This is a genomic window from Pseudorhodoplanes sp., from assembly GCF_050250235.1.
Classification (GTDB): domain Bacteria; phylum Pseudomonadota; class Alphaproteobacteria; order Rhizobiales; family Xanthobacteraceae; genus Pseudorhodoplanes.
Genome location: NZ_JBFWPA010000044.1, coordinates 13,837 through 37,520, shown reverse-complemented (window position 1 = coordinate 37,520; position 23,684 = coordinate 13,837). Strand labels below are relative to the sequence as shown.

Annotated in this window: 20 protein-coding genes and 1 pseudogene; 12 read left to right on the top strand and 9 right to left on the bottom strand. The window is 64.0% G+C overall.

The window, feature by feature from the left end; translation table 11 throughout:
• The first annotated feature begins 100 nt into the window (after positions 1–100).
• Positions 101–295 (top strand): hypothetical protein, encoded by a 195-nt coding sequence (locus AB7F49_RS19220; RefSeq protein WP_428525240.1) that lies wholly within the window; start codon positions 101–103, stop codon positions 293–295.
• Between the two features lie 5 nt (positions 296–300).
• Here the strand turns inward: AB7F49_RS19220 and AB7F49_RS19215 are convergent, their stop codons facing one another.
• The 4 genes and pseudogenes from AB7F49_RS19215 to AB7F49_RS19200 all read right to left on the bottom strand — a co-directional run bounded on the left by AB7F49_RS19215 (position 301) and on the right by AB7F49_RS19200 (position 3,093).
• Positions 301–744, bottom strand: coding sequence for a hypothetical protein (locus AB7F49_RS19215; RefSeq protein ID WP_428525277.1), 444 nt, complete (start codon positions 742–744; stop codon positions 301–303).
• 42 nt (positions 745–786) lie between these two features.
• A pseudogene (locus tag AB7F49_RS19210) lies at positions 787–1,530 on the bottom strand (thiolase family protein); the annotation flags it as partial.
• Positions 1,531–1,547: 17 nt separating this feature from the next.
• Entirely contained in the window at positions 1,548–2,465 is a 918-nt protein-coding gene (locus AB7F49_RS19205; RefSeq protein WP_428525237.1) for an alpha/beta fold hydrolase, read from the bottom strand.
• Positions 2,466–2,553: 88 nt separating this feature from the next.
• Complete coding sequence (locus AB7F49_RS19200; RefSeq protein ID WP_428525235.1) at positions 2,554–3,093, bottom strand: VOC family protein; 540 nt, start codon at positions 3,091–3,093, stop codon at positions 2,554–2,556.
• Positions 3,094–3,342: 249 nt separating this feature from the next.
• Here AB7F49_RS19200 and AB7F49_RS19195 point away from each other — a divergent pair, with 249 nt between their 5' ends.
• The 11 genes from AB7F49_RS19195 (at position 3,343) to cysG (ending at position 18,946) form a co-directional block, all read left to right on the top strand.
• Positions 3,343–3,957, top strand: a complete 615-nt coding sequence (locus tag AB7F49_RS19195; protein WP_428525233.1) for an ANTAR domain-containing response regulator — start codon at positions 3,343–3,345, stop codon at positions 3,955–3,957.
• Entirely contained in the window at positions 3,954–5,126 is a 1,173-nt protein-coding gene (locus AB7F49_RS19190; RefSeq protein WP_428525231.1) for a CmpA/NrtA family ABC transporter substrate-binding protein, read from the top strand. Before AB7F49_RS19195 ends, AB7F49_RS19190 begins: the two co-directional genes overlap by 4 nt.
• 270 nt (positions 5,127–5,396) lie before the next feature.
• Complete coding sequence (locus tag AB7F49_RS19185) at positions 5,397–7,421, top strand: FAD-dependent oxidoreductase (RefSeq protein WP_428525229.1); 2,025 nt, start codon at positions 5,397–5,399, stop codon at positions 7,419–7,421.
• Positions 7,422–7,459: 38 nt separating this feature from the next.
• On the top strand, positions 7,460–8,881 hold the full coding sequence (locus AB7F49_RS19180) for a cytochrome c3 family protein (RefSeq protein WP_428525227.1): 1,422 nt from the start codon (positions 7,460–7,462) through the stop codon (positions 8,879–8,881).
• A 35-nt stretch (positions 8,882–8,916) separates the two neighbouring features.
• Positions 8,917–9,486 (top strand): Tll0287-like domain-containing protein, encoded by a 570-nt coding sequence (locus AB7F49_RS19175; protein ID WP_428525225.1) that lies wholly within the window; start codon positions 8,917–8,919, stop codon positions 9,484–9,486.
• 43 nt (positions 9,487–9,529) lie between these two features.
• Positions 9,530–9,955: a globin family protein gene (locus AB7F49_RS19170; protein WP_428525223.1), complete on the top strand. Its 426-nt coding sequence runs from the start codon at positions 9,530–9,532 to the stop codon at positions 9,953–9,955.
• Between the two features lie 82 nt (positions 9,956–10,037).
• The gene (locus AB7F49_RS19165) at positions 10,038–11,276 is read left to right on the top strand and encodes an NAD(P)/FAD-dependent oxidoreductase (protein ID WP_428525221.1); all 1,239 of its coding nucleotides are present in this window, start codon (positions 10,038–10,040) and stop codon (positions 11,274–11,276) included.
• A 1-nt stretch (position 11,277) separates the two neighbouring features.
• Positions 11,278–13,041, top strand: coding sequence for a NirA family protein (locus AB7F49_RS19160; protein ID WP_428525220.1), 1,764 nt, complete (start codon positions 11,278–11,280; stop codon positions 13,039–13,041).
• Complete coding sequence (locus AB7F49_RS19155; protein WP_428525218.1) at positions 13,038–14,648, top strand: sulfite reductase subunit alpha; 1,611 nt, start codon at positions 13,038–13,040, stop codon at positions 14,646–14,648. Before AB7F49_RS19160 ends, AB7F49_RS19155 begins: the two co-directional genes overlap by 4 nt.
• Before the next feature lie 130 nt (positions 14,649–14,778).
• The gene (locus AB7F49_RS19150; protein WP_428525216.1) at positions 14,779–17,496 is read left to right on the top strand and encodes a molybdopterin-dependent oxidoreductase; all 2,718 of its coding nucleotides are present in this window, start codon (positions 14,779–14,781) and stop codon (positions 17,494–17,496) included.
• The gene (gene cysG / locus AB7F49_RS19145) at positions 17,459–18,946 is read left to right on the top strand and encodes a siroheme synthase CysG (protein WP_428525214.1); all 1,488 of its coding nucleotides are present in this window, start codon (positions 17,459–17,461) and stop codon (positions 18,944–18,946) included. Before AB7F49_RS19150 ends, cysG begins: the two co-directional genes overlap by 38 nt.
• 44 nt (positions 18,947–18,990) lie before the next feature.
• Here the strand turns inward: cysG and AB7F49_RS19140 are convergent, their stop codons facing one another.
• The 5 genes from AB7F49_RS19140 to AB7F49_RS19120 all read right to left on the bottom strand — a co-directional run bounded on the left by AB7F49_RS19140 (position 18,991) and on the right by AB7F49_RS19120 (position 23,626).
• Positions 18,991–19,692 (bottom strand): ABC transporter ATP-binding protein, encoded by a 702-nt coding sequence (locus AB7F49_RS19140; protein ID WP_428525275.1) that lies wholly within the window; start codon positions 19,690–19,692, stop codon positions 18,991–18,993.
• Positions 19,692–20,444, bottom strand: coding sequence for an ABC transporter ATP-binding protein (locus tag AB7F49_RS19135; RefSeq protein ID WP_428525212.1), 753 nt, complete (start codon positions 20,442–20,444; stop codon positions 19,692–19,694). Before AB7F49_RS19135 ends, AB7F49_RS19140 begins: the two co-directional genes overlap by 1 nt.
• Positions 20,437–21,354, bottom strand: a complete 918-nt coding sequence (locus tag AB7F49_RS19130; RefSeq protein ID WP_428525273.1) for a branched-chain amino acid ABC transporter permease — start codon at positions 21,352–21,354, stop codon at positions 20,437–20,439. Before AB7F49_RS19130 ends, AB7F49_RS19135 begins: the two co-directional genes overlap by 8 nt.
• 97 nt (positions 21,355–21,451) lie before the next feature.
• Positions 21,452–22,366 carry a branched-chain amino acid ABC transporter permease gene (locus tag AB7F49_RS19125; RefSeq protein WP_428525210.1) on the bottom strand — a complete coding sequence of 305 codons (915 nt, stop codon included), beginning with the start codon at positions 22,364–22,366 and terminating at the stop codon, positions 21,452–21,454.
• A gap of 84 nt (positions 22,367–22,450) precedes the next feature.
• On the bottom strand, positions 22,451–23,626 hold the full coding sequence (locus AB7F49_RS19120) for an ABC transporter substrate-binding protein (protein WP_428525209.1): 1,176 nt from the start codon (positions 23,624–23,626) through the stop codon (positions 22,451–22,453).
• Positions 23,627–23,684: the final 58 nt, after the last annotated feature.

Here is a 23,684-nt window from a genome sequence, read left to right as displayed (position 1 = left end):
CGACGGCATCCTCAGGGTTCCTGCTTGCTGCAACCCCGGACAGCGTTAACGCCGCGTTAACCTTGTTTCAGCAGGCTTCACGCGCCACGGGGCATCGGCCATGAGCCTCTCGGACGCGACCAAAGCAACCGCACACGGCAAGCCCACGATCTGGCGAGAGATCAAGGCACGGCTTTCCGCCACGCCAACCGGGCCGCAATGGCTGTCATCCGCCCAGCGACGCAGCCGGCGCAGGTTGTTCCGGATGCTGATGGTGGAAGTGTTGCGCGATGAACTGCGGGGCGACCGCCGCTGACCTGGTCACGCCCTGGTCTGGCCTCGCCGGTCCGCGACCGACAGCACCACCGCCATCGCGGTATCGCCGGCGGCGCAGCCATGGAACAGGCCGGTCCCGCCACCGCGGATCGCAAGCTCCTCGATCATCTCGATCAGCAATCGCAGTCCGGTCGGCCCCTGCGGATGGCCGAACACCAGCGAGCAGCCGTAATTGTTCATCTTCGCCGCGTCCACGCCGGTCTCGCGCGCGAACACGATGTCGTTGACCACGAACGGGTTGTGGGACTTGAAAACATCGATCCGATCGACGGATAGCCCCGCGGCATCGAGGGCACGCCGCGCCGCCTTCACCGGTGCCGCCGGCATATAGGCATGGCGCTCACGCGCCTGACCGAAGCCCAGGATACGAACCTCGATGCCGGGCTCGGTCGTGAAGTCGGAAACGCGGTCCTTCGCGACCACGATCATCCCCGCATTGCCGTCGGCGGGATGGGTCTGGCCACCGAAGGTGACCGTGCCGCCCTCGCGCACGGGTTTCAGCCGGCCCAAGCCTTCGAGCGTCGTGTCGTGGATGCCCTCGTCGCCATCGAGGGTGGCAATATCCTTCCGGAAACGTGCATCCGGCACCGCAAATGGCAACGTCATGAAGCGTCGCAGGAAGGCCTTGTCGTCCTTCAGCGCATCGCGATACTGATCGTAACGCAGCGCCGCGAGTTCGTGCTGTTCCTGCGTCGAAATCTGCCAGTCGCGCGCGCAATTCTCCGCGGTGTCGACCATCGCGAAATGCCCGGTCGGCTCGTCGTTGAAATTGTCGAGCATCCAGTTCTCGAGCATGGGCGCGCCGCTCGGCGCCTTCGGATTGGGATGCACGACCACCGGCGAATTGGAGGTGCGGTCGCAGGTCACGACCAGGGACGCCGTCGCATCGCCGCCCGCGATTTCGGCCGCAGCGGCCGACAGCGCGCGCGCCGAGGTGGCGCAGGCCTGCGATACGGTGGGCCCCGTTACGAAAGGCGCGCCCATCATCGTCATCACCCAGGGCGCACCCCAGAAGCTCTTTTCTTGTGGAACCGTGATGCCAAGCACGGCGTGGTCGAGCGTTTCCAGTGGCCAGTTCTTTTGCTTTGCGACGTTCGCGCCGGTTGCTGCAGCGAGCTTCAGGCTGTGCAGGTCTGACAGGCTTCCCTGCCAGCGCGCGAACGGCGTCGACCAGTATGCGCCGTAGGGAATGCGGAGATCGGACAGTGCGGTCATGGGTCTGCTCGCCTGCTTCAATCAAGTCCATGCTGCCGCAGAAAGTCGATCAGCAGGTCGCGACAGGCCTGCGGCTCCTCGAATTGCAGAAAATGAGTCGTGCCCGGGACCATCACCACATCGACGCCGAGCATCTGACGTGCCGCCTGCGCGACCGAGGCGGCCGGGCTCGCATAAGGCGACGCGGGATCGCCGGCGATGATCCGCAGCGGCACACCGATCTCGGTCATGCGGTGGAAAAGCGTCGGATCCTTCGTGCTGCCGAACACGAAGGCCTCGAACGCGGGCGGACAGCTCAGCTCCCAGCGGCCATCCGGAATCCTGCGCACCGTAGCGCGCGCCAGAAGGTCGGCTTGTTCCGGTCGCCAATGCCCGAAGGCCGGACGGCGATACTGCGCCGCGAGATCGTCGGGTGTGTCGAAGACCGCCTGCCGGCGGGCCGCACGTGCCGACAGCTTTTGCGAATCCGGTCCGTGCTGCACTTGCAGCGGATGATCGGCCGGCGGCGCCATCGGCGGATCGAACACGCAGATGGCGTCCCAGCGCCCGCGGTTTCGCCAGGCATGCTCAAGCGTCGCCATCGAGGACAGGGAATGCATCACCGCGACCGTGCGTGCCGGCCCGAAATGCTCTCGAATGCCCTGAAACACCTCTTCGATATCGGAAAAGAAATTCTCCCAGACATGCCCCTCCCGGGTATGAAGCGGGTTCTCACCGTGATTGCGCATGTCGAACACAACGAGGTCGTAGCGGTCGGCGAGCGGCAGCCAGAACGGCGCATAGGCGTTGATCGCAAGACCATTGCCATGGCCCAGCACGAGTCGCGTCGAGCCCGCCTTGCCGTAGCGGCGCAGGCGGATCACCGCACCGTCCTTCATCGTGAGGTCGGCGCGGGCGGATGGCGGCGGCACTGCAATGGTCTGGTGGAGGTTCATGCGGGGACGCTTGTCGTCACTCCGGGCGCCAGGGTCAAGCGCCGCCCCGACATGGCGGATCGTCACTGGACGCGACGCGCGCGTACCTTCAGGCCGCCGGTGCCTTTGCGCGTCCGGCCTTTTCCCGCGTCCACGCCGCAAGGTCGCCATGCGCAGCGGCCTTGAACTCCGCAGCCTCCCGATCGGACAGGGTTTCGGTCGTGAGTTCTAGACGGATGCCGTTCGGATCGAAGAAATAGATCGAGTGCACGAAGCCGTGGTCGGTGACACCGACCACATCGATCCCGGCTGCTTCCAGCCGCGCCTTGGCGTCGCGCACCTCCTCGATCGTTTTCATCCTGAGCGCGATATGATTGACCCAGGCCGGCGTGTTGGGCGACGGCGCCGCAGCCTCGTTGTCGCCGAGATCGAAGAAGGCGATATAGGAGCCGTCCCGCATCTGGAAGAAGACGTGGACATAGGGACAATGCTCGCCGGTCGAGGGCACGGTGTCGGCCTTGATCACATGGGCCAACGGCAATCCCAGAATGTCCTCATAGAAGTGACGGGTCTCCTCTGCATCCCGGCAGCGCCAGGCGAAATGGTGAAGGCCGTGGATGGGGGCGACGGAACCTGAAGCGGCGGACATTGATGCTCTCCCTGGACGTCTCACGTTTCGGCGGCCTTGTTCCCGGGCCGATGCAGGAAGCCGAATGGCCCCGTTCCTGCATCGTCAGGCGCATGCGCCGGACTTATCGCTGGAATTGTAGATCGACCGGGGACCGAAAGGCCAGATGGCTTGCCAAATGGGATGGCAGGGTCTGCACATTCGTGTGGCAACGCCATGCATGGCGGCTCCGATAGCAAATCCAGCCGCGCGCCAGCCTGTCGAAACGGCATGAGCACGACCTCGGGCATCACATCAGGCCTGGACCTGTCGCTGAAGATCGTCATCGTCGACGAAAGTCCGGTGCGCTCGGCGATCCTCGAAGAAGGCCTGCGCGAGGCCGGCTTCACCGACGTCGTCCGCATCTCCGAGATGGCCAATCTCCTGACCCGCATCTACAAGATCGACCCCGACGTCATCCTGATCGATCTTGAGAATCCAAGCCGCGACGTCCTGGAGCAGATGTTCCAGGTCAGCCGCATCGTCAAACGGCCGATCGCGATGTTCGTGGATCAGAGCGACACCGCCTCGATCCAGGCCTCGGTCGATGCCGGCGTCGCCTCCTATATCGTCGACGGGCTCAAGAAAGAACGCATCAAGCACATCCTCGACACCTGCATCTCGCGCTTCAACGCATTCGCGAAACTGCAGGGAGAACTCGACCGCACCAGGAACGCGCTGGAGGAGCGCAAGGTCATCGACCGCGCCAAGGGCATCCTGATGTCGGCAAAAGGTCTTACGGAGGAGCAGGCCTATGTCCTGCTGCGGGGCACGGCAATGAAGGAAAACAAGAAAATCGCCGAGATCGCACAATCGGTCATTACCGCCTCGGAGATGTTCAAATGAGCGCCGGCCAGCGCCTCCGTGCCGGGTTCATCCCGCTAGCCGACGCCACCGCGCTGATCGTCGCCGTCGACAGGGGCTTCACCGCCACGGAAGGCCTCGATGTCGAACTGGTGCGCGAGGTGTCGTGGTCGAATGTGCGCGACAAGCTCAATATCGGGCTGTTCGACGCCGCGCATCTTCTCGCACCGGTCGCGATCGCCTCGAGTCTCGGGCTCGGCCATGTCAAGGTCCCGATCGTTGCCGCCTTCGGGCTTGGGCTGAACGGCAATGCCATCACGGTGTCGCCCGCGCTTCACGCCGCACTGAAGCACGCCGCCGACGGTGACATCGCCGATCCCATGATATCGGCGCGCGCGCTGGCGCGCGTGGTGATGGAGCGCAAGGCGCAAGGCGCAGACCCGCTCACCTTCGGCATGACGTTTCCGTTCTCGACACACAATTATCAATTGCGGTTCTGGATGGCGGCCGGCGGCGTCGACCCCGATCAGGACGTGCGGCTGATCGTGCTGCCGCCGCCTTACATGGTGGAAAGTCTCGCCAGCAATCATGTCGATGCGTTCTGCGTCGGCGCGCCGTGGAATTCCGTGGCGGTCGATCTTGGCATCGGCCACATCCTGCATTTCGTGTCCGAAATCCTGCAACGCGCTGCCGAGAAGGTGCTGGCGGTGCGCGCGCGCTGGGCCGAGGAGAATCCCGATACGTTGCGCAGGCTGGTGCGCGCCCATGACCGCGCCGTGGCCTTTGTCGAGGATGCTGGCAATCGCGACGAGGTGACGGCCCTGCTGTCGGCGCCGGACCGGCTTGGCAATGCCGCCGAGTTGTGCCGGCGCACCTTCGAGGGCCGTCTGAAAGTCGGCCCCGATGGCATCTACCGCAGCAGTGACCGCTTCCTGATGATCGGGCGTGCGGGCGCGGCGAGACCCGATCCTGTTCAGGCGGCGTGGCTCTACGCCCAGATGGTGCGCTGGGGACAGGCATTGCTGTCGGCGGAAGGCCTCGCCACCGCGAAAGCCACGTTCCGCGCCGACCTGTATGACGAGATGCTTGGCGTACGGCCGCAATTGCCCCCCGGCGAGCCCGCCGATCACGTCGGTGCATTCACCGGCCCGGCCTTCGACCCGAACGATGTCGCGGCGCATCTCGACGCCTGGAAAATCCGGCGTCGCTGACGCCCATCATTTGTGCACCGCACAAACTTCAGCCAACTGCCTGCATTCTGGAGGCATGTCGGCATGCAAACGGCCATCCGTGTCCGCTTCCCGCATTGATTTTCCTTGGGATTATTCCAAAGCGCAACTGGCACGAAGCTTGAACAGAGATGATCGGCGGGCCGCGCGGTCCGCCGTGTCCAACGACGGACCAAACAACGGCATCGCCGCCGATGCATCGCTCGTTCAGCCGGCTCGCGCCTGCTGGCGGGCCCGTCTTGGGACACAGCAATGCAGGTTGCCAATCAAGCCGTTCTGTTGCGCGACTCCGTCGCGGTCGATGCCGGGAGCGTGCTGCGAGGCACGATTGCCGGTGAGCAGAGCGAGCCTGTCATCGTAGTTGGCGGCGGTCCGTCCGGATTGCGGGTGGCGCACGAAGTTGCACGGCGCGGCTTTCCCGTCCTCATGTTCAATGCCGAACGCTGGCGTCCCTATAACCGCCTGAAGCTCACGCCGCTGCTGGCCGGCGAAGTCCAGATCGGGACGGTCTATCAGCCGGACCAGTTCAATCCGGACGCGCCGGTGTCGCGCTATGACGGCCACACCATCACCGCGATCGATCCGGCGGAGAAGACCGTCACCAACCAGTTCGGCCGCACATTCACATTCGCAAAACTCGTCCTGTGCCTCGGCTCGCATCCTCATGTGCCGCCGATCCCGGGGCGCGACCTCGACGGCGTCTACCGGTTTCGCAACTTCGATCATGCCGAGCAGCTGATCGCGCGCGCCATGCGTTCGCGGCGGACGTTGATCATCGGCGGCGGCCTGCTCGGCCTGGAAGCCGCCCGCGGCATGGCGCTGCGCAACATCGAAACCATCGTGGTCGAACACGAAAGCCATCTGATGGCGCGCCAGCTCGACGAGGCCGGCGGCAAGCTGCTGGAAGCTCAGATCCGACGCCTCGGCCTGCAGATACGGACCTCCTGTTCGGTGCGTGCGATCGAAGGCTCGCAGCGCGTGGAACGCGTATTGCTGTCGACCGGAGAGGCGGTCGCCTGCGACACCGTCATTATCTGTACCGGGATCCGCTCCAATATCGAGCTTGCGCGCAATGCCGGGATCGCCGTCGGGCGCGGCATTACCGTGAACGACCGGATGCAGACATCGCAGCCGGACATCTATGCGATCGGCGAATGCGCCGAGCATGACGGCCACATCTACGGACTGGTCGCACCCGGTCTGGAACAGGCGGCGGTTGCCGCGGCGGCCATCGCCGGCGAGCAGGCGCATTATTCGGGGTCGGTGCCGACCACGCGCCTGAAAGTCGTCGGCACCGACGTCTTCAGCATGGGCGATGTCGAGCAGATCGACCAGCGCCTGGATATTGGCAGCGCGATCTGGAGCGCAGCGGACAAGGGCCTGTACCGCCGGCTGGTGATCGACCGGTTCCGGCTGGTCGGCGCCGTCAGCGTTGGCGACTGGCCGGAGCTCAATCGCGTGCAGCAGGCCGTACGCGAGCGCGCCTTCATTCTTCCGTGGCAGAGCTGGAGATTTGCGCGCACCGGGCGACTCTTCCCCGAGACCGCGCCGGCTTCGGTCGTTCAATGGCCTCGCGCGGCCACCGTCTGCAACTGCACCGGCATCACGCGCGGACAACTCGGCGATGCAATCGCGCAGGGCGCCACGACCGTCGACTCGCTGATGCGTGACACCGGCGCCAGCACGGTTTGCGGCACCTGCCGTCCGCTGCTGCATGAGTTGATCGGCGGCAAGGTGGTGCACGAGCCGGTCTACGGCGGCCGATGGATCGCGGCCGCTTCCGCAATCGCCGCATTGATTGCGCTCGCCGCCTGGTTCCTGCCCGCCTGGCCTTATGCGCAGACGGTCACCACCGGAGAGACGCTCGACCGGTTGTGGCAGGACGGAATCATCAAGCAGATCACCGGCTTCACACTTCTCGGATTGTCGGCGCTGATCGCTTTCCTGTCGGTCCGCAAGCGACTGAGCTGGCGCTGGCTCGGCCATTACAAGTTCTGGCGGGTCGCGCACACGGTCATCGGGCTGTCGGCGCTGGCGGTGCTGTTCTTCCACACCGGATTCAATCTCGGCAACAATCTCAACCGCTGGCTGATGGTGACCTTTCTCGCCGTCGCCGTGATCGGCAGCCTGACCGGCATCGTGACCGCGCGCGAGCATGCCGCGCTTGCGGCCGGCCGGACCAGCTACCGCCCGCTTTTCACCTGGCTGCACATCCTCGCCTTCTGGCCGCTGCCGGTGCTGCTGCTGCTGCATGTCCTGACGGTCTACGCCTACTGAGCCCTCTGAAACTGAGTTTGGAGATGTCGAGAACGCTGATGCTCTGGTTGTTGTGGATCGTCATGTCGGTGTCTGCCGCGAGCGTCGGGTTCGCGGCGATCTGGTATGGCGGAAACCGCTCGGTGTTCCTGATCGGCAAGACCACGAGCGGCCATCACCAGATCGAGCTGGCCTGCGACACCTGCCATACCAGCGTGTTCGGCGGACCGGAGCTCCTGCAGAATGCCTGCGTGCAATGCCATGGCGCCGAGCTGAGAGCGGCGAACGATTCCCATCCGCAATCGAAATTCACCGACCCGCGCAACGCCGAACGCACCGCAATGCTCGATGCGCGCTATTGCGTGACCTGCCATCGCGAGCACCGGCCCGCCATCACGCAGGCCATGGGCGTCACACTGCCGGAGGACTTCTGCTTCAAATGTCACGAAAACATCGGCAAGGAGCGACCGAGCCACAAGGACCTCGCCTTCACCACCTGCGCCTCCGCGGGCTGTCACAACTTTCATGACAACCGCGCCCTCTACATGGACTTTCTGCTCAGTCACGCCAAGGAGCCGGACCAGCTCAAGGCGCAGGCGGCGGTGCTTTCCAACTTTCTCAAGGATCGCAAGGACGCGATCAAGATTCCCAGGGCGCTGACCGCAGCGGATGCGGATGCGCCGGCCGAATACAGGTCCACGGCGGCGATCGAGGCGTGGGTCACCGACGCCCATGCACGCGCCGGCGTCAATTGCAGCGGATGTCACACGGCGAAGGACGCGCCCGCCGCCTGGATCGCGGCGCCCGATATCACCACCTGCAAAGGCTGCCACGCCGATCAGGCGCAGACCTTCGTCGAAGGCAAGCATGGCATGCGGCTGCGTGAGGGTCTGTTCGCCTCGCGCGCCGATCCAATCGGTCTGTTCAGCGAACGCAAGCTCACCGCGATGACGCCCGCACAGGCGCGCATCCCGATGAAAGCGGACAATGCGTCGCTCGGCCTCGGCTGCAACACCTGCCACTCGCCGCACGCCTATGATCTCAACACGGCAAAGGTCGAGGCCTGCGTCGGCTGTCACAACGACCAGCACACACAAGCCTATTTCTCGTCGCCGCATTACGACCTGTTCAGGAAGGAAGTGGCCGGCGAATTGCCGAAAGGCGGCGGCGTGTCCTGCGCGACCTGCCACATGCCGGTGGCCGAGAAGCGCGACGCGCAGGGCCAGCGCTTTCACTTCATCACGCATAACCAGAACGACAATCTGAGGCCCAACGAAAAGATGGCCCGCACCGCCTGCATGGGCTGTCACGGGCTGCAATTCACCCTCGATTCACTCGCCGACCCGGCCCTGATCGCGCGCAATTTCAACGGGCGCTCAAACGTTCACATCGAAAGCATCGAGTGGGCGCAAAAGCGGATCGAGGAACGAAGACGCGAAAGAAAACTGAAGCTGCAACAGCAGAGATCGAAGCAGAACTGAAACATCACCAACGGGGAAAGGACATGATGATGCAAATGACTGCCTTGAAGATGGGAGCGCTATCGCTTCTGGTCGGGGGGACCGCGATGATCCCGCTCGCTTATGCACAGACCACCGCCACGATTCCGGTGCAGCAGGTAACCGACATGCTGCACGCGGTCATGGAGGCCGATCGCACGGTCTACACGCAGAAGGTGGTCAACCGGCTGCAGAACGAAGAGAAGGTCATCACCGCGAGCGAGCATTTCACCGACAAGAAGGCGCTGCCGCTTCCAGCGCAGATGTTCCGGTTCGGCGCCGAGCGGGTGGCGGAGAAAAACAAGACTTTCTCCTATTCTCTGCTGTCGCTGTGGCCGATCAACAACCAGAACGCACCGCGCACACCGGCCGAGAAGGCGGGCCTTGAGGCCGTCAACAAGGACAAGACCAAGCCCTTCTACCAGGAGGAAACACTCGGCGGGAAGAAGTTCTTCACCGCGGTTTATGCCGACGTTGCGATCTCTCCCGGCTGCGTGAGCTGCCACAACGAGCATGTCGACAGCCCGCGCGACGACTTCAAGCTCAACGACGTGATGGGCGGCGTCGTGATCCGCGTTCCGCTGTGATGCACCAGCAGGACCATTCTCTTCCAGCCAATGGAGCACTGACATGACACCCGAACAAGTAAGCCTGGTGCAGGCGAGCTTCAGCAAGGTGGTGCCGATCGCCGGCACCGCAGCCGACCTGTTCTACGACCGGCTGTTCGAGATCGCACCCGAGGTGAAGCCGCTGTTCAAGGGCGACCTCACCGAGCAGAAGAAGAAGCTGATCGCGATGCTCGCGACCGTGGTGAACGGTCTCGACAAGCTTGACACCATCCTTCCGGCCGCAAGCAGGCTCGCGAAGAACCACGTCACCTACGGCGTTCAGGCCAAGGATTACCAGCCGGTCGGCGCCGCGTTGCTGTGGACGCTGGAGAAAGGGCTGGGCGAGGCGTGGACCAAGGACGTCGCCGACGCCTGGGTGCAGGCCTACACCACGCTGTCCGGCTACATGATATCGGAGGCATATCCGAAGACCGTTGCCGCCGAATAGCGATGAGTGAATCCGTCGTCGTCTCTTTTCTTCCTCTTCCCGTTCACGGGGAGAGGAAGACAACGGCCGCGAGACATCTGCAATGAGTGAATCCCTTGTGATCGTCGGCAATGGCATGGCCGCGGCGAAACTCGTGGAAAACCTCTGCGCTCGCGCGCTGGGCCGTTACGCCATCGCCGTGATCGGCGAGGAACCGCGGCTGGCCTATAACCGTGTGCTGCTGTCTTCGGTGCTCGCCGATGACGTGGCGCAGCCCGACATCGAACTGAAATCGAAGCGCTGGTGGCGCGACCGCGGTGTCACCGTGCTCTACGGGCAGGCGGCGACCGCGATCGACCGCGATATCCGGCGGGTGAAGCTCGCGGGCGGCGCCGCCATTCCCTATTCGAAGCTCGTCTTCGCCACCGGCTCTCGGCCGATCGTGCTGCCGATCCCGGGGCGGGAATTGAACGGGGTGATGACGTTCCGCGATCTGCGTGATGTGGACGTTCTGAAGCGCGCCGGCAAATGCAACGCCGTGGTGATCGGCGGCGGCCTCCTCGGACTTGAGGCTGCTTACGGGCTCGCGAAAGCCGGCGCGAAAGTCACGGTCGTGCATCTGATGGACCGCCTGATGGAGCGTCAGCTCGATGGCGAAGCAGCCGGCCTGCTGAAATCGGCGGTCGAGACGAAGGGCGTCGATGTCCTGCTGAATGTCGAGACCGCGCGCTTTTCCGGCGACGGGACGGTGGAACTGGTCGAACTGAAGGACGGCCGCACCCTCCCCGCCGATATCGTGGTCATGGCCGCCGGCATCGCGCCGAATGTCGCGCTGGCACGAACCGCAGGGGTCTCAATCAACCGCGGCATCGTCGTCGATGACGGCATGCAGACCGACCTGCCCGATCACTATGCCGTCGGGGAATGTGCCGAGCATGACGGCCGGTGCGTCGGTCTGGTCGAACCGGCTTACGAGCAGGCCGCCGTGCTGGCCGATCGACTCGGCGGCGGCATCGCGCGCTACAAGGGCAGCATCCCTGCCACCAATCTGAAGGTTACAGGGGTCAATCTGTTCTCGGCGGGCGACTTTGCCGGCGGCGCAGGATCCGAGACGGTGCTGTTCCGCGATCCCGGCCTTGGCATCTACAAGAAGCTCGTCATCAGGGATGATCGACTGATCGGCGCGGTATTGTTCGGCGATACCGCGGACGGACTCTGGTATCTCGACCTGATCCGGTCCGGCGCGCCGACCGACCGCTTCCGCAACGAACTCGCCTTCGGCCGCGCCCTCGCCGAACGCAAGGGCGGCGTGGGCAGGAACGCCCTTGGGATGGCGGCCTGACATGTCCGGTGACTTCACCCCCGACCAGAAGCGCTATCTCGAAGGTTTCGTGTCCGGTCTTTCCGCCGCGCGCGTAGCCAAGGGGGGTGTGGGCAAGGCTGGCAATCCTGGCGAGCCGACAGGACCCGATGCCATCCATATCAAGGCGCAGGACCGCACCATTGCCGGAGGCGGCAAGCTCGCCGATCAGGAGAAGTTCAAGCGCGAACTGCATCCGTTCGACGCGTATCCGAAGCTTCGCGAGCAAGCGCAGAACAACGAGCCGCCGAAGCCCGCGGACAATTTCCGCTGGCGCTATTTCGGCCTGTTCTATGTGGCGCCGGCGCAATCCTCCTATATGTGCCGGCTGCGGATACCGAACGGCATTCTGACGCACTGGCAATTCGCCGGTCTCGCCGACGTCGCTGAAAAATATGCCGGTCCCTATTCGCATGTCACAACACGCGCCAACCTTCAGTTGCGCGAGATCCAGCCTGCGAACGCCACCAACGTGGTCGAGGCCATCCAGGATCTCGGCCTTTGCTCGCGTGGCTCCGGCGCCGACAATATCCGCAATGTCACCGGCAGCCCGACCGCCGGCATCGATCCGCAGGAATTGCTGGACACACGCCCCTATGCCCGCGAGTGGCATCACCACATCCTCAACGATCGCTCGCTTTATGGCCTGCCGCGCAAGTTCAACGTCGCATTCGATGGCGCCGGCCGGATCGCGGTGCTCGAGGATACCAACGACATCGGCTTCCAGGCGGTTGCCGTAAAGGACGGCTTCGGTGTCGAACCGGGCATCTGGTTCAGGCTGACGCTGGGCGGCATCACCGGGCACCGTGATTTTGCACGGGATACCGGCGTGATCGTCAAGCCTGCGGAGGCCACCGCTGTGTCCGATGCCATCGTCCGCGTCTTCATCGAGAACGGCAACCGCACCGACCGCAACAAGGCGCGTCTGAAATATGTGCTCGACGCCTGGGGCTTCGACAGGTTCCTGATTGCGGTGGAGGAAAGGCTCGGACGGCCCCTCGCCCGCGTGCCGGCCGAAGCGATCGAGCCACGCCCTGCCTTCGACCGGCTGGCGCATATCGGCATGCATCGGCAGAAGCAGGACGGCCTGAACTGGATCGGTATCGTGTTGCCGGTCGGCAAGATGACGGTGGCGCAGATGCGCGGCATCGCCACGATCGCGCGCGAGCATGGCGACGGCGACATCCGTCTCACCGTCTGGCAGAACCTGCTGATATCGGGCGTGCCCTCGGACAGGATCGCGTCGGTCGAAACCGAGATCGCGGCGCTTGGTCTGTCGACCAATGCCACGGCGGTGCGCGCCGGGCTGGTCGCCTGCACCGGTTCGACCGGTTGCCGCTTCGCCGCCGCGCATACCAAGGAGAATGCCGAAGAGATTGCGCTCTGGTGCGACGCGCGGGTCTCGCTCGACACCCCCGTCAATATCCATCTGACCGGGTGCCACCATTCCTGTGCGCAGCATTATATCGGCGACATCGGCCTGATCGGCGCGCGCGTGTCGATCGACGATGACGGCGACACGGTCGACGGCTATCACATCCACGTCGGCGGCGGCTTCGGGCCGGAGGCCGCGATCGGCCGCGAAATCTATCGCGACGTGAAGGCCGAAGCAGCACCGCACGTCGTCGAGCGCATGCTGAAAGGCTATCTCGCGCATCGCATATCGGCCGAGGAGACTTTCCTGGCCTTTGCAAAGCGCCATGAGGTCGATGCGCTGAAGTCTCTGTTCGATACGGAGGCGGAATGACGCAGAGCGCCCCGCCCCGCATTCCGGATCTCGTTCCCGAGACCGCCCCGTTCTCGCCCGAGCAACGCGCCTGGCTCAACGGATTCTTCGCAGGACTTGTCTCGCTCGATGGCGGCACCGTCACAGCGCTTTCGCCCGAGCAAAGCGCCGCCTTGATGCCAGGCGGTGTGGGCGATGGGGACGACGGGGAAGCGCCATGGCACGACCAGACCTTGCCGATGGCCGATCGCATGAAGCTCGCCGAGGGCCGTCCGCTGCGGCGCCGAATGATGGCAGCCATGGCGCAGCAGGATTGCGGACAATGCGGCTACAACTGCAACGACTATGCCGACAAGATTTTCGACGAGTCGGAACAGCGGCTGAATCTCTGCGTGCCCGGCGGCAAGGAAACCGCCCGCATGCTGAAGTCTCTCCACGAAGAGATGGACAAGGCTCACGCCGCAGCCAAGGCACCGGCGGAGGTGAAAGCCACTTCGCCGAAGCCAGCGAACGAGGCCGGCCGTTCGCGCGACAATCCTGTGACTGCGACATTCGTCGGTCGATACAAGCTCAACAAGCCGGGATCGGAAAAGGAAACCTGGCATCTCGATTTTGATCTCAGCGCCGCCAGGCTCGACTATGTCGTGGGTGACGCTTTCGGCCTGTTTCCGAAAAACGATCCGGCTCTGGTCGATACGATCGTCGGTACGCTCGGTGTGCCGCCGGATCACCGCATCGGCGGCGCAACTCTCCGCGACATCCTGATCGACAGGGTCGCGCTGTCACCCGCGCCGGACTCCCTGTTCCAGCTCTTCTCCTACGTCACCGGCGGCGAGCGCCGTCAAAAGGCGAAGGCGCTCGCGTCCGGCGAAGACCCGGACGGCGATGCCGTCACACTCGACGTGCTTGCGGCGCTTCAGAAATTTGCAGGCATTCGTCCCGACCCGGAAGCCTTTGTCGAGGCGCTGGAGCCGCTGCAGCCGCGCCTTTATTCCATCTCGTCATCCCCCAAGATCGAGCCCGGCCGCCTGTCGCTGACCGTCGACACCGTGCGTTACGACATTGCGAGCCGCACCCGCCTGGGTGTCGCCTCCAGCTACCTCGCCGAACGCATCGCGCCGGGCGCTCCGATCGAGGTTTATGTGCAGAGGGCGCATGCCTTCGGGTTGCCCGCCGATCCGTCGGTGCCGATGATCATGGTCGGACCGGGAACCGGCGTTGCGCCGTTCCGTGCCTTCCTGCACGAGCGCATGGCGATGAAGGCGCCGGGGAGGAACTGGCTGTTCTTCGGCCATCAGCGAAGGGACTGCGACTTCTTCTACGAGGACGAACTCAACGCGATGAAGATCAGCGGCGTGCTCACCCGTCTTTCGCTTGCCTGGTCGCGCGACGGCGACCAGAAGTTCTATGTGCAGGACCGCATGCGCGAGGTCGGTCGCGATCTGTGGTCGTGGCTCGCGGACGGCGCGCATGTCTATGTCTGTGGCGATGCGAAGCGCATGGCGAAGGATGTGGAGCGCGCACTTGTCGACATTGTCGCGCAGCACGGCGCACGCTCGACCGACGAAGCGATCGCCTTCGTTGCGGACCTGAAGAAGCACGGCCGCTATCAGCAGGATGTGTATTGAGAATGCGCGCGCGTCCCATTGATCCGCGCGCTCCCGCCAAGGCGGGGCTCCAGGGACAAAAAGGCGGGATTCCCGCTGGCGCGGGGATGAGCGGGGTTGGGGTGAATGTTTCACTCCATGGCGGCAGACCATGAACGCGCCCCGGAACACCCCTCCCGTTGTGCGCACCACCTGCCCCTATTGCGGCGTCGGCTGCGGCGTGCTCGCCTCGCCCGACGGACAGGGCGGCGCGATGATCTCCGGCGATCCCGACCACCCGGCGAATTACGGCCGCCTCTGCTCGAAAGGCTCCGCGCTCGGCGAGACGCTCGCACTCGACACCCGGCTTTTGCATCCGATGCTCCGCCAGCCTGACGGCAACCTCGCGCGCACCGATTGGGAGACCGCGCTCGGCAAGGTCGCCGACGGCATGCGACGCATCGTCGATCGCGACGGGCCGGACGCAGTCGCCTTCTATCTCTCCGGCCAGTTGCTGACCGAGGATTACTACGTCGCCAACAAGCTGATGAAGGGCTTCGTCGGCACCGCCAATGTCGATACCAATTCGCGGCTGTGCATGGCGTCTTCGGTCGCCGGTCATCGCCGTGCCTTCGGCGCCGACACCGTGCCCGGCAGCTATGCCGACCTGGACGAGGCCGACCTTCTCATCCTCGTCGGCTCGAACGCCGCATGGTGCCACCCGGTGCTGTTCCAGCGCATGGTCCGGAACAGGCGCGAACGCGGCGCAAGGATCGTTGTGATCGATCCGCGCCGCACCGTGACTGCCGAGGAAGCCGACCTGTTTCTGCCGATCGCCCCCGGCATGGATAGCGTGCTGTTCGCGGGCCTGCTTGCGCATCTGGCCGACACGCATGCACTGGACCTACCCTATATCGAGTCCCACACCGCAGGCTTCGAGGCGGCGCTGGAGCGCTGCCGCATGCTGGCGCCTGATCTCGATGTCGTCTCCGCCAGGACCGGACTCGATGCCTCCGACATCCAGCGTTTCTTTGACCTGTTTCGTAGCAACGAACGCTCCGTCACCTGCTATTCGCAAGGCGTGAACCAGTCGGCGCAGGGCACCGACAAGGTCAACGCCATCATCAATTGCCATCTCGCCACCGGCCGCATCGGCAAGCCCGGCATGGGGCCGTTCTCGCTCACCGGCCAGCCGAACGCGATGGGTGGGCGCGAGGTCGGCGGTCTCGCCAATCAGCTCGCCGCGCATATGAGCCTGATCCCGGGCGATATCGATCGCGTCGCGCGGTTCTGGCGTGCGCCAAGGATGGCACAGCGCGAGGGTCACAAGGCGGTGCAGATGTTCGAGGCAATCGCGCGCGGCGAAATCAAGGCGTTGTGGGTGATGGCGACCAACCCGGTCGTGTCACTGCCAGATGCGGCAATGGTGCGAGAGGCGGTCAGGAAGCTTGAGCTGTTCGTGGTGTCCGAGAATGTCCTCTCCAACGACACGGTGACGAGCGGCGCACATATTCTGCTCCCGGCTGCGGCCTGGGGCGAGAAGAGCGGCACCGTCACGAACTCCGAGCGGCGTGTTTCGCGCCAGCGCACCTTTCTGCCGCTTCCGGGCGAGGCGAAGCCGGACTGGTGGATCGTCGCACAGGTCGCGCAGCGGCTCGGGTTCGGCAACGAATTCGACTACCCGAGCGCAGCCGACATATTCCGCGAGCATGCTGCCCTGTCCGCATTCGAAAATGGCGGCGCGCGCGATTTCGATATCGGCGCATTCGCAGACATTGATGATACGCAGTTCGAAACCCTCGCACCGTTTCAATGGCCGAGAACATCCCGAACGGTCACCGACGATACCCGCTTTTTTTCCGAAGGCGGCTTCTTCACGCCGGACCGCAGGGGGCGCTTCGTTGCGCCGGAGCCACCCACATTGCAATCCGAGGCCGGCTCCGCATTCCCGTTCATCCTCAATACAGGCCGCATCCGCGACCAATGGCATACCATGACCCGCACGGGCTTGAGCCCCCGCCTTGCTTCGCACCTGCCCGAACCCTTCGTCGAGATTCATTGCGATGATGCGAGGCAGGCGGGACTGGCGGACGGAGACTTCGCGCGGATATCGACACGATACGGCGCCTGCGTGCTGAAGGTTCGCGTCAGCGAAGGCCAGCGTCGCGGATCGCTGTTCGCGCCGATCCACTGGAGCGATGCTAGCGCCTCGTCGGCGCGCATCGGCGAAATGATCACTCCGGCAACCGATCCGGTCTCCGGTCAACCGGAAGCAAAGGCGACGCCCGCCGCCATCACTCGTGTCAATTATCGCTTCGCCGGCTTTTTCCTGAGCAAGCGGCCGATCGCGTTGCCGCGAGACACCTGGTGGGCGAAATCCGCCGCGGCGGGCGGCGAAGGCTTCCTGCTCGCAAGCGATGACGGCCCGCAACGCTGGCGCGGCTGGGCTCATGCGATTTCACCGACCGGCATCTCGCTCTCCGAATATCTCGACGAACCGCGCGGCACCTATCGCGCGGCGGGATTTGCGAATGGGCGCCTCTCCTTCTGTCTGTTCATCGGTCCGGCGTCACAGCGCCCGCAATGGGACGTCGCAAAGGCTCTGCTGGCGTCCGAGACCCTGGAAGAACGGCAGCGCCGCATCCTGCTTTCCGGACAATCCGCCGACGGCATGGCGGATACGGGTCCGACCGTCTGCGCCTGTTTCGGCGTCGGCCTGAACGTCATCCGGGAGGCGCTTGCATCCGGCGCCGCCAGCGACGTGGCGGGCATCGGCATCGCGCTGCGCGCCGGAACGAATTGCGGCTCCTGCCTGCCCGAGCTGAAAAGGATCGTGGCTGAAGAGAGACATCATGACAAGCAACCACGACAAGCGTCGCATGCCGGCTGAAAGCGCGCCGCCGCGCATGCAGGCGCTGGCACGGCTGCCGGTGTTTTTTGCGCTGCATGGCAAGCGCGTGTTCATCGCCGGTGGCAATGCCGCGGCCGCGTGGAAAGCGGAACTGCTTGCCGCAGCGGGTGCTCTGGTCGACATCTACGCGACCGACCCTTGCGACGAACTCCTCGATCTCGCGACGGCGGCGCCTGCAGGTGCCATCACCGTCCATCGCAAGCCCTGGGAATGCGGCGCGATGGAGGGGTGCGCCCTCGCCATCGGCGCAATCGAGGCGGACGCCGAGGCAAGGCAATTCCAGGCCGCCGCGCAATTTGCCGGGGTTCCCTGCAACGTGATCGACAAGCCGTATTTCTGCGACTTCTCGTTCGGCGCCATCGTCAACCGCTCGCCGCTCGTGGTCGCGATCTCGACCGACGGGGCGGCACCGGTTTTTGCGCAGGCGATCCGCAGCCGCATCGAAGCGATGCTTCCTTCAGGCTTCGCGCGGTGGGCCGGTGCTGCCCGAAGCTGGCGCAGCGCGGTGAAGCAATCGGGCCTTTCGTTCAACGGACGCCGGCTGTTCTGGCAGATATTCACACGCACCGCGCTGCAGAACCCGAATGCCGAACCGTCGCGCGTCGATTTCGATACGCTGCTGGAAAAGACTCACGCCGAGGCCCCCGCAGCGGAACAGGGCTCGGTCACGCTGGTCGGCGCCGGGCCTGGCGATCCGGAATTGCTGACGCTGCGTGCGCTGCGCGCTCTGCAATCGGCCGACGTGATCCTCTACGACGATCTCGTCTCGAAGGAGGTGCTGGACTTCGCGCGACGCGAGGCGAAGCACATGCTGGTCGGCAAGACCGGGCACGGCCCGTCTTGCAAGCAGTCCGAAATCAACGTGCTGATGGTGGGCCTTGCGAAATCGGGCCGCCGCGTGGTGCGCCTGAAAGGCGGTGACCCGATGATCTTCGGCCGTGCGAGCGAGGAAATCCAGGCCTGCCGCACCGCCGCCATCCCGATTGAAGTCGTGCCGGGCGTCACGGCCGCTCAGGGTGCTGCGAGCCGGCTTGGCGTCTCGCTGACGCATCGCAGCGCCGCCCGGCGCGTGCAATATCTCACGGGACATGGCGAGAGTGGAACATTGCCGGACGACATCGACTGGCGCGGCGTCGCCGATCCGGCGGCGACGACGGTGATCTACATGCCGAAGAAAACCCTGCGACAATTCACAGACCGTGCCATTGCCGCCGGGCTCGATCCGCAAACGCCCGCGATTGCGATCGCCAATGCAACACGTCCCGATGAAACGGTGGTCGCGGCGCCGATTGATGAACTTGCGGAAGCGGCGCTGCCGGACGGGCCGACAATCGTGATGATCGGAAGCGTCTGCGCAATGACCCAAACGAGTCATTCCGGGGCGGGCCACAGGGCCGAACAAAAAATCAAGATGCATTCTCAGACTTGAACGGATTCCGGCTTCGCGGACTTCGCCCGCGTTCCAGGGCCGGACTATACCGTGACGTAGCGATGCACCAGCTCGGCATCGCGATCCATGTCAGCGCTGGTCCCGCGCCACACCGTGCGGCCCTTCTCGATCACATAATGGCGGTCGGCAAGACGCTTCAGCACAGACAGGTTCTTGTCCACGATCAGGATTGACTGCCCGCGCGACTTCAGCAGCGAAATGCAGTTCCAGATTTCCGCGCGGATGACCGGCGCAAGCCCCTCCGTCGCCTCGTCGAGGATCAGCAATTGTGGATTGGTCATGAGCGCGCGCCCGACCGCGAGCATCTGCTGTTCGCCGCCGGACAGCGTGCGAGCATATTGATTGCGCCGCTCCTCCAGCCGCGGAAACAGTGTGAACACCTCTTCCAGCGTCCACGGATTCTTGCGCTTCAGACGGTTGGCGGCGGTAGCAAACAGATTCTCGAACACCGTGAGCAGCGGAAACACCTGCCGCCCCTCTGGCACAAGCCCGATGCCACCCCGTGCGATCACCTCCGGCGCGCGGCCCGCCACCGCCTGTCCGGCGAATTCGACGATGCCACCCGCGGGCGCCGTCAGCCCCATGATCGAACGGATGGTTGTCGTCTTGCCCATGCCGTTGCGGCCGAGCAGCGTCACGATTTCGCCCTCGCCGACGGACAGGTCGATGTCGAACAGCACCTGACTGCGGCCGTAGCGCGCCTGCAGCTTCTCGACCTTCAGCATCATGAATCGCCCTCGCCGAGATAGGCGACACGCACCGCGTCGTTGGCACGTATTTCCTCGGCCGAACCGGTCGCGATCCGCTCCCCGTTGACCAGCACGGTGATGCGATCGGCCAGCACGAACACCGCGTCCATGTCGTGTTCGACAAGAAGGATCGTGATCTCGGTTTTCAGCACCTTGAGCAAGTCGATCATGAGCGCACATTCGGCAGTGCCGAGCCCCGCCATCGGCTCGTCGAGCAGCATCATGCGCGGCGAGGTCGAGAGTGCGATCGCAAGCTCGAGCTGCTTCTGCTCGCCATGCGAGAGTTCGGAGACCACGATATCGGCGCGATTGCCGAGGCCGACGCGCTCGAGATGCTGTCGTCCCTCGTCGCGGAGATCCCTCTTCTTTCGGGCATCCACGAAGAACTGATAGGAATGGCCGCGCCGCGCCTGCACTGCCAGTGCCACATTATCGAGCACCGAATAGTCCGGCAGCAATTGCGTGATCTGAAACGAGCGCGCCAATCCGTGCTGGACCCGTGCCGGCGTCGTCCACCGCGATATCTCGGCGCCGTCAAAGTGGATGGTGCCGGAATCCTGATGCAGTTCGCCCGCGATCTGCGAGATGAAAGTGGTCTTGCCAGCGCCGTTCGGGCCGATCAGCGCATGCAACTCACCCTCGAGGACATCGAGCGACAGATTGCCGGTCGCGACGAGACCGCCGAACCGCTTGGTCAGGCCGTCGACCTTGAGCAGCGGTTCATTCACGTTTGCGGCTCCAGCCCGAGAACAGCGATGTCAGTCCGCCGGAGGAGAACAGAACGATCAGGATCAGGATCGGGCCAAGGATGACCTTCCAGTGCTCGGTCCAGGAGGTGAGGAAGGTCTCGAGGCCGATCAGAATCGCGGCGCCGAGCGCCGGACCCAGCAGCGTGCCGGTGCCGCCGATGATGATCATGATCATCAGGTCACCGGATTTGGTCCAGTGCAGCATATCCGGGGAAACGAACTTGGAGTAGTTCGCCATCAGCGCGCCGGCGAGTCCGGCACCCATGCCCGCGATCACGAAGGCGGTGAGCTTGTACTGATAGGTCGAGACACCGATCGCCGCCATCCGGCGCTCGTTCTGGCGGATCCCGCCAAGCACCATGCCAAAGGGCGAACCCACCAGCCGCGCAAAGCCGACGAAATAGATCACGGCGATGGCGACCACCAGATAATAGAATGTCGTGTCGTCGCGCATGTCGAGATCGAACAGCACGTTGCGGCGGCGCACGATCAATCCGTCGTCGCCGCCATAGGCCTTCAGCGAGATGAACAGAAAGAACACCATCTGCGCGAAGGCAAGCGTAATCATGATGAATGGTACGCCGCTGGTGCGCAGCGACAGCGCGCCCAGCACCAGCGCGAACAAGCCGCTGACGACGATCGCGGCGGGTATGGTGATCAGGAACTCGTTGGTTCCCGGAATGAAGCCGAGAAACGGCTCGCCCTCGGAGAAATGCTGGTACAGGATGCCGACCACGTAGCCACCGATCCCGAAATACGCGGCGTGGCCGAAGCTGACCATGCCGCCATAGCCGAGGATCAGATTGAGGCTCGCGGCTGCGATCGCATAGATCGCGATGCGGGTGGCAAGCCCGATCAGGGACGGATCGCCGATCGCCGTGGCGGCCATCGGAAAGGCCGCCGCGCACAGGATGAAAATGATGGTGCCCGCGACCGGCCACCAGTTGCGGTGCTGCGGCGCCTCCACCCGCCCGACAAATTTCTCGTCAACCTTGAGCATGGAACAGCCCCTGCGGACGGATCAGGAGCACAAGCGCCATCACGAGATAGATACCCATGGAGGAGAGCCCGGCGCCAAGCGCGTCGGCTTCCGATGCGTTCATGAAGGTCTTGAGCAAGCCGGGCAGGAAGGCGCGCAACAGCGTATCGGTGACGCCGACGATCAGCGCGCCGTAGAATGCACCACGGATCGAGCCCAGCCCGCCGATCACCACCACCACGAAGGTGAGGATGAGAATCTGCTCGCCCATGCCGACCTGCACGGCGATCAGCGGTCCCGCCATCAGCCCTGCGAGCCCCGCGAGCAGCGCGCCGAGTCCGAACACCACGGTATAGAGAAGGCGGATGTCGACGCCCAGCGCACGCACCATCTCCCTGTGTGTCGATCCCGCACGCACCAGCATGCCGATGCGCGTCTTGTTGACCAGCAGATACAGCCCGAGCGCCACCAGCAGGCCCACCGCCATGATCGCGATGCGATAGGTCGGATAGGGAATACCGGGAATGATCTCAACCGATCCTGAGAGGAACGGCGGCATTCCGACGAAGAGCGGGGTGCGGCCGAACAGGATGGTCGCACCTTCGTTGATGAACAGGATCAGTCCGAAGGTCGCGAGCACCTGCTCCAGGTGGTCGCGGTCATAGAGCTTGCGGATGACCACGAATTCGATGATCAGGCCGGCGATCGCGGCGGCGATCAGCCCGGCGGGAACGGCAAGCAGAAAGGAACCGGTCTTTGCCGCCACCAGCGCCGCGCCATAGGCGCCGATCATGTAGAGCGAGCCATGCGCGAGGTTGATGACGTTCATGATGCCGAAGATCAGCGTCAGCCCGGCCGCCATGAGGAACAGCATGATGCCGAACTGAACTCCGTTCAGAATCTGCTCGAGTGCCAGCGTCATCGCGGGCCACGCATCATGGATATGATCCCCTCGGCGGCACGGACCGCCAAGGGAATTCGTCAACCCAGGCCGTCCCGATCGTCGTTATAGCTTACAATCCTTAGCGTAGAAATCGCTGTGATTGGAGAGGATTTTTCCCAAGGTCCTGATCACCAGCTTCCCGTTCGCGTCCTTTTCGACTTTGGTTGCAAACCAGTCCTGGACCGGATGCTGGTTGGGTCCAAATCTGAAATTGCCGCGAACCGCTTCGAAATCCGACTTCATCATCGCCTGCCGGAATTTCGCGGTATCCTTGAGGTCCCCGTTCACCGCCTTCAGGGCGCTGGCAATGGCGAGCGCGGTGTCGTAGCTCTGTGCCGCATAATTGGTCGGCACACGATCGGGCCCGTATTTCTTGGCCCATTCCGCCATGAACTTGCGGTTCGCCGGGTTGTCGAAATCGGAATTCCAGTGGGTTCCGATATTGATGCCAAGCGCGGAATCGCCGACCGCTTTCAGGACTGTCGTGTCGAGGGAAAAGATCGCGACGACCATCGGAATGGTGGCGGACAGACCGGCCTGCTGATATTGCCGGAGGAACGTGATCCCGAGCCCGCCGGGATGAAACTGGAACACCACCTCGGGTTTGGCCGCCCGGATTTGCGCAAGCTCCGCGGCGTAGTCGGTCTGGTCCAGCCTTGTATAGACCTCGCCGACGATCTCTCCCTTGAACATGCGTTTGAAGCCGGCGAGCGCGTCCTTGCCCGCCTGATAATTCGGGGCGAGAATGAACGCCCGCTTGTGTCCAAGCTCGTTTGCGATCTGGCCGGCGCTTTCATGCGCCCCGTCATTCTGCCACGATGTCACGAAATAATTCTTGTGGCATTCCTTGCCGGCGAAGCCCGACGGCCCGGCATTGGCGCTGACATAAATGGCGCCGGCATCGAGAATGTCGGGCACGGTCGCGCCGGCAACGTTGGAAAACACGATCCCGCTGAACAGCCTGATATTCTCGGATTTCAACAGACGATCTGCAATTTGCTTGCCCTGACCGGGCTTGAGGCCATCGTCTTCAACCACGAGCTGCACCGGCACACCGCCGAGCCTGCCTCCCTCCAGGTCGATTGCGAGTTGAAAGGCGTCCCGCATGTCGGCGCCGATATATCCGATCGGGCCGGACAGCGTCGTAATGAACCCGATTTTCAGAGGCTGCTGCGCCGCCACCTGAGATGCGGCCAGCATGGAGACAATCGTGAATGCCAGTGATGCCCTGCGTATCATGTCATTGGTCCTTGTTTGTTTTCCCGTGCTTTTCTTCTTGTCGACGACGTGCTCGTCT

What these genes read in the sequence shown, in the direction of transcription:
- AB7F49_RS19220 (WP_428525240.1), top strand. Translation starts at nt 101, where the DNA reads ATGAGCCTCTCGGACGCGACCAAAGCAACCGCACACGGCAAGCCCACG.
- AB7F49_RS19215 (WP_428525277.1), bottom strand. Translation starts at nt 744, where the DNA reads ATGATCGTGGTCGCGAAGGACCGCGTTTCCGACTTCACGACCGAGCCC.
- AB7F49_RS19205 (WP_428525237.1), bottom strand. Translation starts at nt 2,465, where the DNA reads ATGAACCTCCACCAGACCATTGCAGTGCCGCCGCCATCCGCCCGCGCC.
- AB7F49_RS19200 (WP_428525235.1), bottom strand. Translation starts at nt 3,093, where the DNA reads ATGTCCGCCGCTTCAGGTTCCGTCGCCCCCATCCACGGCCTTCACCAT.
- AB7F49_RS19195 (WP_428525233.1), top strand. Translation starts at nt 3,343, where the DNA reads ATGAGCACGACCTCGGGCATCACATCAGGCCTGGACCTGTCGCTGAAG.
- AB7F49_RS19190 (WP_428525231.1), top strand. Translation starts at nt 3,954, where the DNA reads ATGAGCGCCGGCCAGCGCCTCCGTGCCGGGTTCATCCCGCTAGCCGAC.
- AB7F49_RS19185 (WP_428525229.1), top strand. Translation starts at nt 5,397, where the DNA reads ATGCAGGTTGCCAATCAAGCCGTTCTGTTGCGCGACTCCGTCGCGGTC.
- AB7F49_RS19180 (WP_428525227.1), top strand. Translation starts at nt 7,460, where the DNA reads ATGCTCTGGTTGTTGTGGATCGTCATGTCGGTGTCTGCCGCGAGCGTC.
- AB7F49_RS19175 (WP_428525225.1), top strand. Translation starts at nt 8,917, where the DNA reads ATGACTGCCTTGAAGATGGGAGCGCTATCGCTTCTGGTCGGGGGGACC.
- AB7F49_RS19170 (WP_428525223.1), top strand. Translation starts at nt 9,530, where the DNA reads ATGACACCCGAACAAGTAAGCCTGGTGCAGGCGAGCTTCAGCAAGGTG.
- AB7F49_RS19165 (WP_428525221.1), top strand. Translation starts at nt 10,038, where the DNA reads ATGAGTGAATCCCTTGTGATCGTCGGCAATGGCATGGCCGCGGCGAAA.
- AB7F49_RS19160 (WP_428525220.1), top strand. Translation starts at nt 11,278, where the DNA reads ATGTCCGGTGACTTCACCCCCGACCAGAAGCGCTATCTCGAAGGTTTC.
- AB7F49_RS19155 (WP_428525218.1), top strand. Translation starts at nt 13,038, where the DNA reads ATGACGCAGAGCGCCCCGCCCCGCATTCCGGATCTCGTTCCCGAGACC.
- AB7F49_RS19150 (WP_428525216.1), top strand. Translation starts at nt 14,779, where the DNA reads ATGAACGCGCCCCGGAACACCCCTCCCGTTGTGCGCACCACCTGCCCC.
- cysG (WP_428525214.1), top strand. Translation starts at nt 17,459, where the DNA reads ATGACAAGCAACCACGACAAGCGTCGCATGCCGGCTGAAAGCGCGCCG.
- AB7F49_RS19140 (WP_428525275.1), bottom strand. Translation starts at nt 19,692, where the DNA reads ATGCTGAAGGTCGAGAAGCTGCAGGCGCGCTACGGCCGCAGTCAGGTG.
- AB7F49_RS19130 (WP_428525273.1), bottom strand. Translation starts at nt 21,354, where the DNA reads ATGGCCGCCACGGCGATCGGCGATCCGTCCCTGATCGGGCTTGCCACC.
- AB7F49_RS19125 (WP_428525210.1), bottom strand. Translation starts at nt 22,366, where the DNA reads ATGACGCTGGCACTCGAGCAGATTCTGAACGGAGTTCAGTTCGGCATC.
- AB7F49_RS19120 (WP_428525209.1), bottom strand. Translation starts at nt 23,626, where the DNA reads ATGATACGCAGGGCATCACTGGCATTCACGATTGTCTCCATGCTGGCC.